The 16120-nt window shown below is 70.5% G+C and carries 14 protein-coding genes and 1 tRNA gene (2 of these 15 running past the window's edge); 6 read left to right on the forward strand and 9 right to left on the reverse strand.

Going from position 1 to position 16120, the window contains the following annotated elements; all coding sequences use genetic code 11:
- The 3 genes from hpt to dacB form a co-directional block, all read right to left on the reverse strand.
- A protein-coding gene (hpt, locus tag FrCorBMG51_RS15110; RefSeq protein ID WP_047223727.1) for a hypoxanthine phosphoribosyltransferase crosses the window boundary here: on the reverse strand, positions 1-1085 show its 5' portion. The gene continues 763 nt to the left of window position 1, outside the view; only the first 1085 of its 1848 coding nucleotides appear in the window; it begins with the start codon at positions 1083-1085; its stop codon lies beyond the left edge, outside the window.
- 192 nt (positions 1086-1277) lie between these two features.
- Positions 1278-2477 (reverse strand): zinc-dependent metalloprotease, encoded by a 1200-nt coding sequence (locus FrCorBMG51_RS15115; protein WP_047223704.1) that lies wholly within the window; start codon positions 2475-2477, stop codon positions 1278-1280.
- Positions 2478-2747: 270 nt separating this feature from the next.
- On the reverse strand, positions 2748-4166 hold the full coding sequence (gene dacB / locus FrCorBMG51_RS15120) for a D-alanyl-D-alanine carboxypeptidase/D-alanyl-D-alanine endopeptidase (RefSeq protein ID WP_047223705.1): 1419 nt from the start codon (positions 4164-4166) through the stop codon (positions 2748-2750).
- 482 nt (positions 4167-4648) lie between these two features.
- Between dacB and FrCorBMG51_RS15125 the strand changes: the two genes are divergently transcribed.
- Positions 4649-5230 (forward strand): inorganic diphosphatase, encoded by a 582-nt coding sequence (locus FrCorBMG51_RS15125; RefSeq protein ID WP_047223706.1) that lies wholly within the window; start codon positions 4649-4651, stop codon positions 5228-5230.
- A 91-nt stretch (positions 5231-5321) separates the two neighbouring features.
- On the opposite strand, the gene FrCorBMG51_RS15130 is transcribed toward FrCorBMG51_RS15125, so the two are convergent.
- Together FrCorBMG51_RS15130 and FrCorBMG51_RS15135 are read right to left on the reverse strand one after the other, a co-directional pair.
- Complete coding sequence (locus FrCorBMG51_RS15130) at positions 5322-5633, reverse strand: MOSC domain-containing protein (RefSeq protein WP_052914705.1); 312 nt, start codon at positions 5631-5633, stop codon at positions 5322-5324.
- A 29-nt stretch (positions 5634-5662) separates the two neighbouring features.
- Positions 5663-5734, reverse strand: a tRNA-Thr gene (locus tag FrCorBMG51_RS15135).
- Positions 5735-6258: 524 nt separating this feature from the next.
- Between FrCorBMG51_RS15135 and FrCorBMG51_RS15140 the strand changes: the two genes are divergently transcribed.
- Entirely contained in the window at positions 6259-6984 is a 726-nt protein-coding gene (locus tag FrCorBMG51_RS15140) for a response regulator transcription factor (protein ID WP_013872187.1), read from the forward strand.
- Positions 6985-7020: 36 nt separating this feature from the next.
- Here the strand turns inward: FrCorBMG51_RS15140 and FrCorBMG51_RS15145 are convergent, their stop codons facing one another.
- Together FrCorBMG51_RS15145 and FrCorBMG51_RS15150 are read right to left on the reverse strand one after the other, a co-directional pair.
- Positions 7021-8268, reverse strand: coding sequence for a PSP1 domain-containing protein (locus FrCorBMG51_RS15145; RefSeq protein ID WP_371389786.1), 1248 nt, complete (start codon positions 8266-8268; stop codon positions 7021-7023).
- Between the two features lie 218 nt (positions 8269-8486).
- Positions 8487-9506, reverse strand: a complete 1020-nt coding sequence (locus tag FrCorBMG51_RS15150) for a crotonase/enoyl-CoA hydratase family protein (protein WP_083730754.1) — start codon at positions 9504-9506, stop codon at positions 8487-8489.
- 218 nt (positions 9507-9724) lie between these two features.
- Here FrCorBMG51_RS15150 and FrCorBMG51_RS15155 point away from each other — a divergent pair, with 218 nt between their 5' ends.
- A complete protein-coding gene (locus tag FrCorBMG51_RS15155) occupies positions 9725-10084 on the forward strand; it encodes a hypothetical protein (RefSeq protein WP_200902457.1) in 360 nt (119 codons plus the stop codon).
- Here FrCorBMG51_RS15155 and FrCorBMG51_RS15160 read toward each other — a convergent pair.
- Positions 10075-11928 (reverse strand): serine/threonine-protein kinase, encoded by a 1854-nt coding sequence (locus tag FrCorBMG51_RS15160; protein WP_052914706.1) that lies wholly within the window; start codon positions 11926-11928, stop codon positions 10075-10077. The two genes, FrCorBMG51_RS15155 and FrCorBMG51_RS15160, sit on opposite strands and share 10 nt — an antisense overlap.
- 378 nt (positions 11929-12306) lie before the next feature.
- Positions 12307-12744, reverse strand: a complete 438-nt coding sequence (locus tag FrCorBMG51_RS33910) for a PadR family transcriptional regulator (protein ID WP_371389783.1) — start codon at positions 12742-12744, stop codon at positions 12307-12309.
- Positions 12745-13753: 1009 nt separating this feature from the next.
- On the opposite strand from FrCorBMG51_RS33910, the gene FrCorBMG51_RS33915 reads away from it, so the two are divergent.
- From FrCorBMG51_RS33915 to FrCorBMG51_RS15175, 3 genes are all read left to right on the forward strand, one after another.
- On the forward strand, positions 13754-13831 hold the full coding sequence (locus FrCorBMG51_RS33915; RefSeq protein WP_371389806.1) for a putative leader peptide: 78 nt from the start codon (positions 13754-13756) through the stop codon (positions 13829-13831).
- Positions 13832-14141: 310 nt separating this feature from the next.
- Complete coding sequence (locus FrCorBMG51_RS15170) at positions 14142-15140, forward strand: ABC transporter substrate-binding protein (protein ID WP_047223708.1); 999 nt, start codon at positions 14142-14144, stop codon at positions 15138-15140.
- A 122-nt stretch (positions 15141-15262) separates the two neighbouring features.
- On the forward strand, positions 15263-16120 hold the 5' portion of the coding sequence (locus tag FrCorBMG51_RS15175) for an ABC transporter ATP-binding protein (RefSeq protein WP_086055477.1). 123 nt of this gene lie beyond the right edge of the window; only the first 858 of its 981 coding nucleotides appear in the window; it begins with the start codon at positions 15263-15265; its stop codon lies off the right edge, out of view.

A 16120-nucleotide genomic window follows, 5' to 3' on the forward strand; every position in this document is an offset into this window, starting at 1 on the left:
GCGGCCCGCGGCCCGGTGGTCTGGAACACCGAGATCCTGCCATCCGCGCGACCGGCGACGACACCCGACGGCAACGGAACGGGCTTCTGCCCACGCCATCTGGTCACCAGATCGTCCATGGCCCGGACATGATCGGCCCGCAGGCCGGTCGGCGCGCTTCCCACGGCCAGGGCCGCTCGGCGCAGCACCCGGGTACGCAGCGCCTCACTGAGCATGGCGAGCCCGGTGAGGTCAAGGTCGACCCGAGCCGGTGGCCCGGACGTGCCCGGGCCACCGCCGTCGGCTTCGCTGCCCGGCCCGTCGGGCGGCCCGTCCGCGTCCAAGTCATGATCGTGCTGCCTTCGGTGGGGTCGGGGCAGCGCCAGACGCTCGTAGGCCAGCGCCGCGTCGGCGTCGAGCGCGCTGGTGTCGGCCCGCAGCAGGTCCGCGGTGCGCGCGAGCGCCTCGGCGATGCCCGGCCCGATGGTCTCCTCCAGGACAGGCAGTACCCGGTGCCGGACCCGGGCCCGGGCGAACGCCTCGTCGGCGTTGGTCGGGTCGTCCCACGGCGTCAGCCCCTCGGCGAGGCACGCGTCGCGCGTCGCCGACCTGCGGACGTCCAGCAGCGGACGCCTGATCACCCCGTCCAGACGGGGCATGCCCGCCAGCGACCGGGTGCCCGACCCGCGGGCGAGTCGCAGCAGCACCGTCTCGGCCTGGTCGTCAAGGGTGTGACCGAGCAGCAGCGCGCTCGCCCGCAGCCGCCCCGCCGCGTCGAGCAGTGCGCAGCGGCGAGCCTCCCGGGCGGCGCCCTCCGAACGCGGGGAGTACGCCGGCAGCACCTCGACGGGGTCGAACCCGAGCGCCCGGCCGTGCGCGGCCACCGTGGCCGCCTGTGCCGCGGAACCCTCGTACCAGCCGTGGTCGACGGTGAGCAGCCCGGCGCGCAGGGCCCGGCGCGGGGCGATGAACGCCAGCGCGGCGGCCAACGCCAGCGAGTCCGCCCCGCCGGAGCAGGCCACGAGCACCAGGCTGCCAGGGGCGAGATCGGCGATCGAGCGTCGGACGGCCACCCGGATCTCGCTCACGGCCCTGCACGCCCGCATCACGCCACGCGCCCCCGCGCCGTCGTGTGTCGTGGCATCGCCGGGCGCGCCGGCCCCCCCAGGCGTCGCGGCGGGTATGCCGGCGGGTATCCCGGCGGATGCTGTGGCGGATGTTGTGGCATCGTCCCGCGGGCCGCGGGGCTGCCCTGGGCGCGGGCCCCGCTCGTCCTGTCCGGTGATCGACACCCCTGGTCAGGCCGACAGGGACGGACGCGAGCCCAGCACACGCTGCATCCAGGCAACCGGATCGACCAGCTCCGCGCGGGTCGGCAGCGTCTCAGGGGACTCCCAGACCAGGTTGAACGCGTCCACCCCGGCCTCGGCGACGACAGCCCGCACGAACGCGCCACCCTGCCGGTACTGCTGGAGCTTGAGGTCCAGTCCGAGCAGACGGCGGACGAACCGGTCGATCGGCGAACCACCGCCACGCCGGCTGTCGAAACGCGTCCGGATCTCGGTGACGGTCGGCACGATCTTCGGGCCGACCGCGTCCATGACCTGGTCGGCGTGCCCCTCCAGCAGGGTCATCAGCGCCTGGAGGCGGTCCAGGACCTGCCGCTGGGCGGGCGTCTGGAGCGCCTCGACGATGCTCGGCGCGTTCGGCCCGCGGTCGAGTACGGCGCCGCGCACGGCGCTGACGGCCGACTTCACCCGTTCGGCGAGCACCTCCGGATCGAGATCGGTCGCTTCGATGAACGCGCCGATCTCGTCCTCCAGGTGCTGACGCAGCCACGGGACGGCGGTGAACTGGGTGCGATGGGTCTGTTCGTGCAGGCAGACCCACAGCCGGAAGTCGCGTGGGTTGACCCCCAGCGTCTGCTCGGCGTGGGCGATGTTCGGTGCGACCAGGCTCAGGCGCCCGGCCTGCGCGACGATCTGCCGCGCGGGGGTGTCCGCCCCGGCCCCGTCCGCTCCGGCGGCTGGCTCCTTGCGGAGGGCCTCGGCCGGTTCCCCGAGAACCGCGGTCGAGGCGGGGCTGGTCGCACCGGCCTGCTCGGGTGGGAGGAAGACCTCGTACTGCCCGAGGACCTTGCCCGCGAGATAGGCCAGGGCGGTGCCGAGCTGGACGCCGGTGACGGTGCGTCCGACAGCCGAGGACAGCCTGCCCCGCTCCCGGTCCGCGAGCTTGCCCAGCAGCGGCCCGGCGATCACCCGTAGGCCGGCGACGTTCGAGCGGACCCACTCCGGACGGTCCACCACGGCGATCGGCGTGGCCGGACCGGCTGGTTCCAGCCGGGTGTATGCCTGGACATGGCCTTCCGCCTCGACGGCCAGCCGCCGCAGGTCCGCGACCACCGCGTCCGCTTCGGCGCGGGGCAGTTGCGGGCCTGGCCGGACAAGCCGCCGCGCGGTCGCTACGGCGAGGTCCCAGTCCACTGGCTCGGCGTCCACATCCGCCAGCCTATGTCCTCTCCCTGGGGATGACAGCTTTATCGTTGCCATCCGTCGGTCACCGTCGACCATTCCCGCGTCACCGTCGGGTGATTTTTCCGGACGACCGCCGCCTTCCGGATGTTTCCCCGCCCGGCTCGCCACCGGTTCCACGCGTCCGGTTCCGGACATCCGGCGTCCGTTCGAGCGTCCGGCGCCGCGGCACCGCGTGTTTTCGGACGCTTCGGTGTCCTGCCGGACGCGCCGGTATCCGCCGGCATCCGTACGCGGTCAGCATCCGCACGAGGCGAGCGCGACGGCCACCTGGTCGAGGGCTGCCCGGGTGGTGCCGGCCTCCTCGACGGGAGCGAAGAAGCCGAACAGCAGCAGCCGGCCGTCGGTGTCCACGACCTGGCCGGCGAGGCTTGTCACGATGCGCAGGCTGCCCGTTTTCGCGCGGACGTCGCCGGCGCCGGCGCGGGTGTCGGGCGCGTGGTACCGGTCGCCCAGCGTCCCGGAGAAGCCTGCGACCGGCAGCCCGGTGAGCAGGGTCCGCAGCTGCGGATGCCCGGGCAGCACGGCGGTTCGCAGCAGCGCCACCAGCGTCGCCGGGGTGATCTGGTTCGAGGTGGACAGCCCGCTGGTGTCCGCCAGGTTCGCGCCGGCGGTCGGCACCGCGAGTTCCCGCAGGACGTCGAGCACCGCCCGGGTGGCGCCGTCGAACGACGCCGGCAGGCCACGGGCGTGGGCCACCAGCCGCCCCAGGCTCTCGGCCAGATCGTTGTCGGAGTAGGTCAGCATCCGCTCGACCAGCAACGGGATCGGCGGGCTGCGGACCTCGGCGACCTGCCGGGGCCCGGCCCCGCCGGAACCGGGGCCGCCGGTGCTGCCGGCCTCGGGGCCGCCGGGCATGGCACCGACCCCGGTCGACGCGACCCGCACGCCGGCCCGGCGCAGCGCCGCCGCGAAGGCGTTCACCGCCGCCAGGTCGGGAGTCGTGGTCCGCGGACCGGCCGCGCCGGGAGCGGTGCGCCCACCGTCGACCTCGAGCGCGGACACCGGCGTGACATTGCCTTCGGCGACGTAACTGTCACGCCATCCGGCCGCGGTGGACGGCCCGGTGAACAGCGTCCCGTCGCCGACCAGCCGGTCGACCTCGGTGATACCGGCCGCCCGGACCTGGGCGGCCAGCTCCGACAGGCGGGCTGGAGCCGGGTAGTCGGCCGGCCCGGTCGCGGCGGTCAGCGTCGGGTCGCCCGCGCCGACGAGCCACAGCGTGCCANCCGTGCCGGTCACGGGGTCGCCCGGTTCAGGGCCGGCCGGTGCGGTTGACAGGGTGTGGAAGACCCGGGTCGTCAGGGTCGTCCGCGCGTCGAAGGTCGTCAGCGCGGCCGCGGCGACCACGGTCTTCAGCGTGGACGCGGGGGCCACCGCGGTGGTCGACCCGCGGTCGAACAACGTCGCTCCGGACAGCGCGTCGACGACCAGCCCCGCCGGGTTGCCCAGCGCCAGGTTGGCAAGCGGACGGGCGAGCCTGGCGCTGACCGCCGCGGGGTCGGCGACCCGTACCGTCGGGTCCAGGGCGGGGAAGGGCGCGGCCGCGGGCCGTGGGGCGGGCGCGATGCTCGGGCTGTCCACGGGCGGAACGGAAAGATGACCGGCGAGCAGCGCGGTGGCGATGGCGGTGAGCCCACCGACCCGGCCCGGCATCGGAGGGGTCACGTGCGGGAGACTATGTCCTGTGGCCGATGGCCGCGCCCGTAGCTGATGGCCGCGCGGTTATGTTTTTCGCCACCAGCGCGCTTCCACAGTCGGGGGGATGTGGCCGCTGCGGACCTCCTGGACTTCCCGGATTGTCCTTGACGATCCGGGAAGTCCAGGAGCCGGCAGCAGCCTCGAGAGCGGGAAGGGTGGGCGTGGAAAAAGCATGACCGTGCGGCCCGTGGCTCGCCGGCCCGTTGGCCGCGGTCCGGGAGTCGGGCCGCCATCGTGGGGAATGCCCTCCCGGGTGGACCCTGGGCTGATCCGGCCCGGCGGATTTCACTGTGGGCTCCTGCCCTGACAGTGAATCGTCACCGCTGGATCGGCCCGCGACCTTCGAGGTGACGTGCGTGGATGCCGACACTGGTAACAAGTACACAACACAAGGGCGCTTCGGACGGGACGCGCCCACAGACACGACAGGGGATGGAGTGGACCTCGAGTTCGATGTGACCATCGAGATCCCGAAAGGGCAGCGGAACAAATACGAGATGGATCACCACACCGGACGGATCCGGCTCGACCGGATGCTGTTCACATCCACCCACTATCCCTCGGACTACGGGTTCATCGAGGGTACGCTGGGTCGGGATGGTGATCCTTTGGATGCGCTCGTCCTGCTGGAGGAGCCGACTTTTCCGGGCTGCCTGGTCCGGTGCCGGACGATCGGCATGTTCCAGATGAGCGACGAGAAGGGCCCTGACGACAAGGTGCTGTGCGTGCCGGTCGCGGACGTCCGACAGGAGCACCTGCGGGACATCAGGCATCTTCCGGAGTTCGACCGGCTGGAGATCCAGCACTTCTTCGAGGTCTACAAGGACCTGGAGCCGGGCAAGTCGGTCGAGGGAGCGTCGTGGGTCGGCCGCGCCGACGCGGAGCGGGAGATTCTTGCCTCGATCCGGCGCGAGGAGGAGGCGGTCGCCGCCGCGCGGGGAGACCACGACGGCTCTGTGCCGGACACTTCCGCCCTGGGCGTCCCGGGACACTCCGCCCCGGAGGTCAGATCCGCCTGATCACTGCGGATCGATGGATCCGCACAGGCTTACCGATCGCGGTCGTGGTGGCGGATCCTCGCCGGTTCACCACCATGACCATGATCGGTTCCTACGGCCACGTGCGGGTGACGTCGGTTGGCGGGATGCCCGGGACGCCCGGGATACCGAAGGGCATCCTGCGCCGGGCCCGCTCCCTGATCTCTGCTGGTAGGTCGTCAGCCCTGAGCAGAAGGGGGAGAAGCTCTGGCTGGGTCGTCAGCGCAAGCAAGGTCATACCGATGGTGACATCGTGATCGGGTCGGTGCTCGACCGATGCAGGGTCGCCGCGGCGGACGTGCCCCGGCCGTATCACGCGCAGGTAGGCGCCTGGTACCGCTCGCAGCGTGAACGTCCTGACCCAGCCGTTGAGCCCCAGCCACACGGCGCCTGCTCTGGTCAGAAGGGGGTCTGAGCCGGAGGCGGGGATTGAACCCGCGACCTATCGCTTACGAGGCGATTGCTCTGCCACTGAGCTACTCCGGCGTGTTACTGGCTCCACGGACCGGCTGGCGGTAGGATCACGAACCTCTTGATCGTGAATCTTCCCGCGTTGCCGGCACCCCGAGGAATCCAACCTCACCGAGTATGCCAGACCGGTCCGGGTGGCCCTGTCGGTCGGTGGCGGACACCGCGAGGGGATGCGGTGACGGTGCTGCGGCGAGGGTGGCGGATCAGGGTGGCGGATCCTCGGTGCGGACGAGCGGCGGTCGCTTTCCGGTGATTCGGTGTTCCGGCGATCCAGCGGCCCGGCGAATCCCGCCGCCGACGTGGGCGTGACGGTACGGGTGATCGTTCAGGGGCAAAGGCGGTAAGATCATGTTTCTTCCATGTTGCGGCCGGGTCGAGTCGGGGGGCTGTCGAGAGCTCCCGATCCCGTGTGCCTCCGATGTCCTTTCATTGACAATAAGTAGTCGTCACGCTACTGTAACGTGTTTAAATCAGGGATCCCCGCACATACCGATACCCCGCTCGCAGCGGTTCCGGAGAGCTTGCGTAGGGTTTCGGCCATGACCGGGGACGCAACTGCAACAGCAACGAGGGGGGCTTCCCTACTCGTCGCCGAGGACGACGAAGCTTCTCGGGTTGCGCTTGCCCGCAGCCTTGAACGGTTCGGCTATCGGGTACTCGAGGCGGCTGACGGCGAGACCGCGCTCAAGCTTTTCCAGACGACCGAAGTCGACCTTGTAGTGCTTGACGTCGCGATGCCGCGTATGGATGGCTTCGCTGTACTGAGCCGGCTGCGGCAGACCAGCGAAGTACCTGTAATCATGTTGACGGGCCGGGCCGAGGAGGTCGACCGGGTCGTCGGTCTGGAACTCGGGGCCGACGACTACGTGGTCAAGCCATACTCGCTGCGGGAACTTGTCGCGCGGGTGCGGGCCAGGTTGCGCCGTCGCCCCGTCGAGCCGCCACCGCAGCGCACCAGCGATGGAAACGACCCACTCGTCTACGGAGACGTTTCCATCGACCTGCGTGCCCGGGAGGTCGCGGTCGCCGGTGAGCGGGTCGATCTCACCGCGCGCGAATACGAGCTGCTCGCTTTCCTGGCGAGCCATCCCCGCCGGGTTTTCAGCCGTGAAGAACTGCTGGAACAGGTCTGGGGCACGCGTTTCCAGGATCCGGCGACCGTCACCGAGCATGTCCGTCGGGTGCGGACCAAGGTCGAGGGACGCCCACCGCAGCGTCGGCTCGTCACGACCCTGCGTGGCATGGGATACCGCTTCGACCCGTGATCCCGCCCTACCCGGCGGCGCCGGGTCACTGACCGTCTAGGTGTGCTGCCCCGGGGGCGATGCCTCCGGGGCCGGGTAGCTGGTGTCCGTGTCGCGGGAGGCCTGCCGGCGCAGGCGGCGTCGGGCCCGGGCGTTGTCCGGGGGCGGCGCCGCGGGGGCGGTGGCAGCCGGTGCGGCTGACGTTGCCGATTCCGCCGCTGCCGTGGCCGGGCGTGCGACGGCCGGGTCCGGTGCGACCAGCGGTGGGACTGTCGGGCTGGGCACCATCGGGTACGCCGGCCCCGCCGCGTCCCTGCCATTGTCCGGGCTCCGGTCGTCCATGCTCTCGGCGGCGTCCGGTTGTTGTCCCACCAGGGCATCCGCCACCCCCGGGGCTGTGCCCGGCCCCGGGCGGGCCGCCTCGTACTCCTTGCGTGAGTCGCAGACGCTCGCCCGGCTGCACGCGCATCGCCCGCCACCGGCGTCCAGCCTGACCATGACCTGGTCACGCGGTATGTCGTGGGAGACGACCCGCCCGTCGCCGTCGGGTGTGCTCACCCGGGCGCCCACGGCCGGGACCTCGGCCTTGAACTGTTCGTACAGCGGATGTTCGTAGCGCAGACAGCACATCAGCCGGCCACAGGCACCGCTTATCTTCATGGGGTTGAGGGGGAGATCCTGGTCCTTGGCCATCCGGATGCTGACCGGCTCGAAGTCCGTGAGAAAGGTGGCGCAGCACAGGTCACGCCCGCAGGAGCCGATTCCTCCCTGGATGCGCGCGCTGTCCCGGGCGGAGAGCTGACGTAGGTCTATCCGGGCCGCGAGGGTACGGGCGAGGTCGCGCACCAGGCCTCGGAAGTCGACCCGGTGGTCGGCGGTGAAATAGATCGTGAACATGTTCTCGGCCCAGATGTGGTCGACACCCACGACCTTCATGGGTAGCTCGTGTTCGCGGATCAGACGCTTTGCCGCGACACGCGCCTGCGCCCGACGCCGCCGGGAGGTCGCGTACCGTTCGATGTCGGCCGTCTGCGCCATTCCCGCCAGGACCGGCAGTCCGCCGATGTCATCGCTGACCCACTGCGGTGCCCACATGCATTCGGCGACCTCGGGGCCGGCGTCGGTGGGGATGAGAACCTTGTCCCCGACCTTCGGCGAATACGGTCCGGGATCGGCGTAGTAGAGCCGTCCACGTGGCGAAAACGTGACCGCGCACATCATCGGCATGCCGTCCGCACCGTCCTCCCGACCGTCGGCTTCCGGCTGGACCGCTGGCTGCCGGCCGGGTCGCCCTTGTCTGGCCACCAGCCGATCTCCGGCCACGGCCACCGGCCGACGATGCCCGCTCCGCCTGACGCGGGCGTGGCCACGGCCGGATGCTGCCGTTGAGTCAGCCTATCCGTCCGAGGCGCGACGATCCGCTGTATGAGCGAGGCGATTCCGCCTGGCCGCCGGGTCAGCGCAGCCGGGTGACGTCCGCGTCGGGGCCGGTCGACAGCCCGTAGAACGACAGGGAACCAGGATCACCGGCCGGTGAACCGCGGCGGTCGCCGTTGCCTGAAGGCGGTCACCGCTTCGGCGAGATCGTGGGAATGGAGGAACGCGGCGTTCCAGGCCCCGACGTAGCGCAGCCCGGCTTCGACCGCGGCGAAGCGGGCATTGTCCAGGACGTCCTTGATGCCCTGGGTGACCAGCGGCGGGTTGGCCGCCACCTCGTCGGCGAAGGCGTGCGCGGCGGCGAGAGCGCCGGCCGGGTCGGGCAGCACGTCGTTGATCAGGCCGATCCGTTCGGCGCGGGCGGCGTCTATGTCCCTGCCGGTCAGCGCGAGCTCCCGCAGGTGCCCGTCCCCGATGATGGCGGGCAGGCGCTGCAGGCTGCCCAGGTCGGCGACCGCGCCGACCTTCACCTCCCGGATGCTGAACAGCGCCTCGGCGCTGGCGTACCGGACGTCGCACGCGGCCAGCAGGTCGACCCCGCCGCCGACACACCAGCCGCTGACCGCGGCGACGACCGCCTTCCGGCTGTACGCGACGAGGTCCAGCGCGTCCTGCATGGACCGCAGCCGGTGGAGAAAACCGGTGCGGAACCGGGCCAGGCCGCCGTCGTCGTCGCTCGCGACGTCGCCCAGTTCGGCCAGCAGCGCCAGGTCCAGGCCGTAGCAGAAGTGGTTGCCGGAGCCGGTGAGCACCACCGCCCGCACGGTGTCGTCGGCGTCCAGGGCGGCGAACACCCGCGGGAGCTCACGCCAGAAGTCCGTGCCCAGGGTGTTGCCCTTGCCCGGGCCGAGCAGCGTGACCTGAACGACCGCGCCGTGGCGTTCGACACGCAGCGACACCAGCGGCTGTGCCGGCGGTTCGGCGAACAGGTACGGCTCCAGCGGGATCGGCTGTCGCGGCCCGGTTCGCCCACCGCCGGCGTCGCCGGTACGGGTCGTGTCGCCGGTACGGGTCGTGCTGGCACCATCGGAGTGGGGTGTGCTGCCACCAGTGGCGGCGGTGTCGTCGTCCGCGGCGGCTTTCACGTCGGGCCCGTCCGTCGTCATCGGATTCCCTTCTGCTTCGTCAGGGTCTGGACGGCGCCAGGCCGTGCCGGTGGACGTCGCGAACGGACGTCCCATGGTGGCTCGTCATGCGACGGCCGGGTTGTGAGTATCCGAATACTGAGTGGCCGGAAGGCTGGGACACAAACTACTGCCGGGTAGTTACCGGCCTGGTCGGCGGGAAACTCGACAGCCCACCGGAAGGCTCTACCCTCAACAGGGTGAGCGATCTGACGCAGTCCACCAGCCGGCCAGCCCTCCAGGACGCCGGCGAGGGATCCGACATCGGCGAGGGATCCGAAGTCGCCGGCACTGCCGCCGGTGGTGCCACCGGCGGCATCGTGCCCGCCACCCCCGGCGGTGCGGTCGTGGCCACCGGGGCGAAGGCGGTGGGCGCGTTCGCCGTCGGAGCGCTGGCCCTCGGCGCGACGGCGCTGGGCGCCCTCGCCGTGGGCGCGCTCGCGATCGGACGGCTGGCGGTCCGACGGGCGCGGGTGGGCAGCATCCGGATCGCGACGCTCGACGTCGAGCACCTCCGCGTGCGACGGCTGGAGATCGCCGACAGCGAAGGTCAGCGGTAGAGGACCGCGCTGGAGGCGCTGACGAATCCCGGCGACTGCGCGAGATAGTTCATCGACGAACCTGACCGCAGGCTGAGATCAAGCGTTGCCGCCACGCAGGCGTTGTACGAGTTCACCACCAGCCGCCCCTGTACCCGGATCGTCGACCCGGCCACATCGGTCAGATAGAGATCGGCTATGCAGCCGAGATCCGGGTAGGACGCCCGGCCCACGTTCTCCCCGATGTCACCGTCGGTAAGAGCGATCTTCACCGTGTACGGGGTCGAGCCGGGCTGGCTGACCGTCCCGGACCATGAGCCCGGGAATCCGGCCGGCATGTCGTAGCTCTTCGGTGCCGGTGCCGGTGCCGGTGCCGCTGGTGGTGGCGCGTCCGCGCCGGGGCGTCCGGCGGCCGGTGCCTGGCCCTGGGGGCCGGCCGCGTCCGCCGGGCCGATGCCATCTGAGCCGGTACCGTCCGAACCGGTGCCGGCGGTTGCCTCCGCGATGGAGGGCGCCTCCGGCGGCGGAGCGGACGTTGCCGCCAGCGCCAGGCTCTGCGTCGGCGGGGCCGCGGTGGGGCCGGCCGCCTGTGTCGTGGTGGCACTGTGTGACGTCGTCGCCGGGCGCGCGCTGACGGTCGCCTCGCTGTCGTCACCGACAGCCCACAACAGGACGCCGGTACCCACGGTCAGTAACGCGACCGCGGCGACGGCGGCGAGGACGGCCGCGGGAAGGCGCCGGTGCCCGCCCGGTCGTGCCGGCCTGCCCAGGGCGCCCTCCGGCCACTGGCCGGACGGCCGCCCGCCGGGCTGCGGTGAGACGGACGCGCCCGCCTGCGCGGAGTATGCGGAGTATGCGGACGCCGTACCGTCCAGCGACCGTACGTGGGCTACAGCGGTGGGCGCCTGGCTGACGTCCGGGGCCGCCGGCGGCGGAGTGTTCCAGGGATGATCGGCGGGCGGCGCGGCCCCGGGTACCGCGGTGCCACCTGCCACGAAGGCACCCCCCACAGCGCCGCCCGGTCCGGACACGGCAGGCGCGACCACGGGCTGGAAGCCGGACGCCGCCAGCCCGGCCAGCGCCCGCTCGGCCGCGTCCGCCGTCGGACGCCACGCCGGCGCCTTGGCGAGCATGCCGGCGATCACGTCCCACAGCGCCGGTGGCAGGCCGGGTATGGGCTGCGGCGCGTCCTCCATGTGGGCGCGCAGGAGCGCGACCGGGTGCGGAGCGGAGAACGGCGGCTGGCCGGCGAGGAGTTCGTACAGCATGACGCCCGCGCTGTAGACGTCGGCCGGCGGCCGCGCGTGCTCCCGGTGGGCCAGCTCCGGAGCCATGTACATCGGCGTCCCGATCATCCCGGTGAGGCGGGTCAGGGACGGCCCGTGCGCCAGCCTGGCGATCCCGAAGTCGGTCAGGCGGGCGTGCGGATCGTCGGGATCGGTGATGTCGACGAGCACGTTGGCGGGTTTGAGATCACGGTGGACGACCCCGGCCGCGTGCACGGTGCTCAACGCACGCAGCACCTGGCAGGTCAGGGCGACCGCTGTGGCCACCTCGAGTGTGCCGCGTTCGCGCAGGTAGACCCGTAGATCGACACCGTTGACGAGATCCATCACGATCGCGAGGGTGTCGCCTTCGACGACGAGGTCCCGGACGGTGACCAGGTGCGGGTCGCTGAAGCCGAGCAGCACGGACCGTTCCTGGACGAACCTGGCGACGGCCTCGGGGTCGTCGGCGAGTTCCCCGCGCAGCACCTTCACGGCGACCGGGCGGTCGCCGTCGACGGTGGATCCTCGCCAGACCTGGCCGAACGCGCCGCGGCCGATCGGTTCGTGTAGAACGTAGCCAGAGCCCAGCTTCTGCATGGCAGAAGCCCCCTTCCCCCAGAGAAAACCGTGCCCATCCCATCACCTGGGGACTATCGGGGTCACCTGGGGCCGTCGGGGATTAAACCGATACTTCACACTATTCCGGGCAGGGCTACCGAGGGCGGTAGCGGGCGGCTGCGCTGTCTGGAACATCTGTCTGGAACGCCGAATGGCTGGAGCCCTGCGACACATCCGTCATGGGCTGTGCCCCGGGCATGCCCCAGTCCGCCGGGAGACGATTCCGCTGGTCCCGGCGGGGCATGAGCGGCCGGGTGAGGTCCCGCTCCTGTCCCGGCCCCGAGCTTGGGGCCGGGACAGGAAGTTGCGTCGGGTAGCGGGTACCCGGCCGAGGACGCTCGCGGGCAGCGGGCCGGGTCAGTCCGCCCGGCCATCGTCCCCGGCGGCTTCGTTGTCGTCCGGTTCGGTGGGGAAGTCCTCGGCGAGGATGCGGTAGAGCGCCCGTCGGGCATCCACGAGGATCTTCTGGGCGGCCTGGACCTGGGCGTCGCTGCCGGTCTGCGCAACCTGCACGACGGCCGCTCCCACGCCGAACGCCAGCGACCGCAGGTCGGTCAGGCCGTGGTTGGCGGCAGCCGCGGCTGTCTCCCAGGGCTTGGGTTCGTCCGCGTGGGCGTCAGTGTAGGCGCGGCCCGCGTCGGTGAGGTGGAACACCCGCTTACCGTCGCTTTCCTCGGCGCGGACGAGCCCTTCGTCGGTGAGCAGCTGCAGAACGGGGTAGACCGAGCCGGGACTCGGCCGCCAGGCGCCCTGGCTGCGTTCGGTGAGTTCGTTGATGATCTGGTAGCCGTGCATCGGTGCCTCCGCGAGCAGGGCGAGGACAGCCGCGCGGACGTCGCCGCGTCTGACCTTCGCGCCGCGGCCGCGGCCGCCGGGGAAGAAGCCCCGGGCGCCCGGGCCGAAGCCGGGGCCGGGGAAGCCCGGTCCGGGGAAGCCCGGTCCGAAGGGAACGCCGCCAGGGCCGAACGGAACACCGCCGCCGGGCCCCCCATGCCTACCAGGCCCACCGTGCCTGCCGTATCCACCGTGTCTGCTGTGCTGCCAGCCGCCTCGATCGTCGGCGGCTGCTGCCCGGAGGCGGTCGGAGCCGGGGCTGCCATGCCTGCCGCGGCTCCATGGCCACGATCCAGGAAATTCCGATGCGTACACGATAACCCTCCAGTCGTTGTATCGCGTACGCTCACGATATATCGCGATGCACCGTTGGGCAAGCTGCCGCGAGCCCCGGCCGCCGGTGCCGGGGCCGGTATCGGTACCGGTACCGGTGTGACGTACCGCACGTCGGCAGAGCTGGCTGGTGCGGGTGGTGCCGCCGCCGATGCGACGGCTCGACGACCTGCTGACTGGCCGATCCGGGAGCACGGGCAACAGGGCGAGTTGGGCATTGGCGCTGGGCTCCGCTGACTGGCTGACCGGGGGCGCGGGTTTCGACGTGTCGGCGCCGTCACCGGTGGGCGGTGCGGGCGCTCTCGCAGGTCTCGCTGGTGCTGTCGATGCGGGCGGCGCTGTCGGTGTCAACAGCGGCCGCCCCTGTCGACGGCGCCGTGCCGGTGTCGGTGAGTCTGCCGATCCCGCGGCCGGGTCGGCGGTCTCCTTCGGGCCACCGGCGTCCGGGATGGGCTGCCGGCCGGCACCGTCCCCTGAATAAGCGTTACACGACGCGGGTCGGAATTAAGCATTGCCGGAAAATAATCAGATTCTCAAAGTAGTCGGACGGCTACGTCCTTGTCGGTACGTCCGAGCCGTGCAGAATTCCCGGTCAACTTGTTGACAGCCCGGCTTGTAGGCTGACATAGTGCATAACATGCCAAGGGATATCGGCCTGTCGGTCCGGCGCGCGGTGGACCTCCTCCGCGTCGCCAGCGCCATGTGTTCCGCCTGACCGGCCGTCCTCTTTGATCGGCCATCATGGCCACAGCATGCATCCCGCGTCCGTCCCGCCTTTTTCTCCCCGCTGTTCCGACGGGTGGGTGCTGCGCGCCGGCAGCGCCGCCCTGATTTCCCGTGGCTGTTATTTTCGTGTCGCGTACGACCGTAATATCACAGTTGACTTCAGCGGTACGGTCGATCAATGTCGCTTCATCGCCGCCCGGGGCCGTGCCGGCCGCTGACCGGTCCGCAGACAAACCCGAGAGGAATTCGACCTCACCATGCAGCACAGTGTTCGACGTGCCGTTCGACGCCGACCAGGGATGCTGCCAGCAGCCATCGCCCTGGTCGCGACGCTGATTCTGGCGGCCTGTGGGCAGGACAACGGCAGCGGTGCCGCCCAGGTCGAACAGACGGAACTGCGTTATCAGGGCTCCGTCGGTACGGTCACACCGGTCGAGCTTGCCGCGGACCTCGGTTATCTCGGCCCCATAAAGCTCAAGTGGATCGGTAACACGATCAGCGGCCCGCAGGACATCCAGTCGGCTGCCACCGGGGACGTCGACTTCGGCGCGGCGTTCAACGGGGCGATCATCAAACTGATCGCCGCGGGTTCGCCGATCAAGGCAGTAGCCGGCAGCTACGGAATCGACAACAAAGTCTTCGGCGGTTTCTACGTTCTTGACGGTAGTCCGATCACGTCACCCCGTGACCTGTTCGGGAAGAAAGTCGGGATGAACACGCTAGGTGCGCACTACGAGGCTATCCTGGACGAGTACCTCAAACGGGGCGGTCTCAGCCAGGACGAGATCAAGAAAGTGATACCGACGGTTGTCCCGCCGGTGAACACCGAGCAGTCGCTGCGCGAGAAGCAGATCGACGTCGCGGTTCTCAACGGAATTCTGCGGGACAAGGCGCTGGCCCGGGGCGGGATCCATCCGCTGTTCAGCGACTACGATCTCTTCGGCTCGTTCACGGCCGGCAGCTACGTGCTCCGCGAGGATTTCATCAAGAAGAACCCGACGACGACCAGGCAGTTCGTCGAGGGCGTGGGCAAGGCCATCGAATGGTCCAGAGCAACTCCTCTCGACCAGGTCATCGCCCGCTTCAAGGACATCATCGCCAAGCGTGACCGCAAGGAGGACACGACCGCCATCCAGTACTTCAAGGGATTCGGGGTTGCCGGCAAGGGCGGGCTCATCGCGGACGCCGACTTCACTCGGTGGACCGACTGGTTGAAGGTGAACGGCCAGTTGAAGAAGGACGTCACCCCGGCCGAACTCTTCACCAACGAATTCAATTCCTTCCGAGCGAATTCCTGACGGAGCCGTTCCCGGGAACCGGGCCGGCATCCCGCTCCGGACGCGGGATTCCCGGTGCCGCGCCGTCCCAGCCGCCGCGGCACCGGGAATCATCCTTCACCGACACCGAGAGATGATCGGCAATGAGCACGATAGAATTCAGGAACGTCACGAAGAGGTTCGCCGTCCGTGACCACGGCAACCGCCGCAACGCCGTCAGCGAGTTCACCGCGGTCGACGAGGTGAACCTGCGCATCCGCAGCGGTGAGTTCCTGGCCCTGGTCGGCCCCAGCGGCTGCGGGAAGTCCACCCTGCTGGACATCCTCGGTGGGCTGACCGGTGTGAGCGAGGGCCAGGTACTCGTCGACGACAACCCGGTCTCCGGCCCCGGCCTCGACCGGGGGATCGTCTTCCAGCAGTATGCGCTGTTCCCGTGGCGGACCGCCCTCGGCAACGTCGAATTCGGTCTCGAGGCCAAGAAGGTGGCGCGGTCACAACGTTCGGCGCTGGCCCGGCACTATCTCGACCTTGTCGGGCTCAGCGGTTTCGAGCACCGATATCCCCACGAACTGTCGGGCGGTATGAAACAACGGGTGGCGATCGCGCGGAGCCTGGCCTACGACCCGGCGGTCCTGCTGCTCGACGAGCCTTTCGCCGCGTTGGACGCCCAGACCCGGGAAACCCTGCAGGACGAGCTGCTGCGGATCTGGGCCAAGACCGGCAAGACGATTCTCTTCGTCACCCACGGCATCGACGAAGCCGTGTACCTCGGTCAGCGGGTCGCGGTGATGACCTCCCGGCCCGGCCGGATCAAGCAGATCGTCGACATCCCCATCACCACCCGCGCGGACGGGAACGACCTGCGTTCCGATCCCGAGTTCGTCCGCTACCGGCATGAGGTCTGGGAACTGCTGCACGAGGAGGTGGCCAGAGCCCAGCAGACCGAGCGTGACGAACAGGCGGCGGGTGAGCGGGCATCCTTCGACGGCGGGCCGGCCCGC

It is taken from the genome of Protofrankia coriariae (assembly GCF_001017755.1).
GTDB classification, from domain to species: Bacteria; Actinomycetota; Actinomycetes; order Frankiales; family Frankiaceae; genus Protofrankia; species Protofrankia coriariae.

Excerpts from the sequence above, each read along its gene's own strand:
- FrCorBMG51_RS33915 (WP_371389806.1), top strand. The coding sequence starts at position 13,754 with ATGCCAAGGGATATCGGCCTGTCGGTCCGGCGCGCGGTGGACCTCCTC.
- FrCorBMG51_RS15150 (WP_083730754.1), bottom strand. The coding sequence starts at position 9,506 with ATGACGACGGACGGGCCCGACGTGAAAGCCGCCGCGGACGACGACACC.
- FrCorBMG51_RS15140 (WP_013872187.1), top strand. The coding sequence starts at position 6,259 with ATGACCGGGGACGCAACTGCAACAGCAACGAGGGGGGCTTCCCTACTC.
- FrCorBMG51_RS15160 (WP_052914706.1), bottom strand. The coding sequence starts at position 11,928 with ATGCAGAAGCTGGGCTCTGGCTACGTTCTACACGAACCGATCGGCCGC.
- FrCorBMG51_RS15170 (WP_047223708.1), top strand. The coding sequence starts at position 14,142 with ATGCTGCCAGCAGCCATCGCCCTGGTCGCGACGCTGATTCTGGCGGCC.
- FrCorBMG51_RS33910 (WP_371389783.1), bottom strand. The coding sequence starts at position 12,744 with ATGCACGGCTACCAGATCATCAACGAACTCACCGAACGCAGCCAGGGC.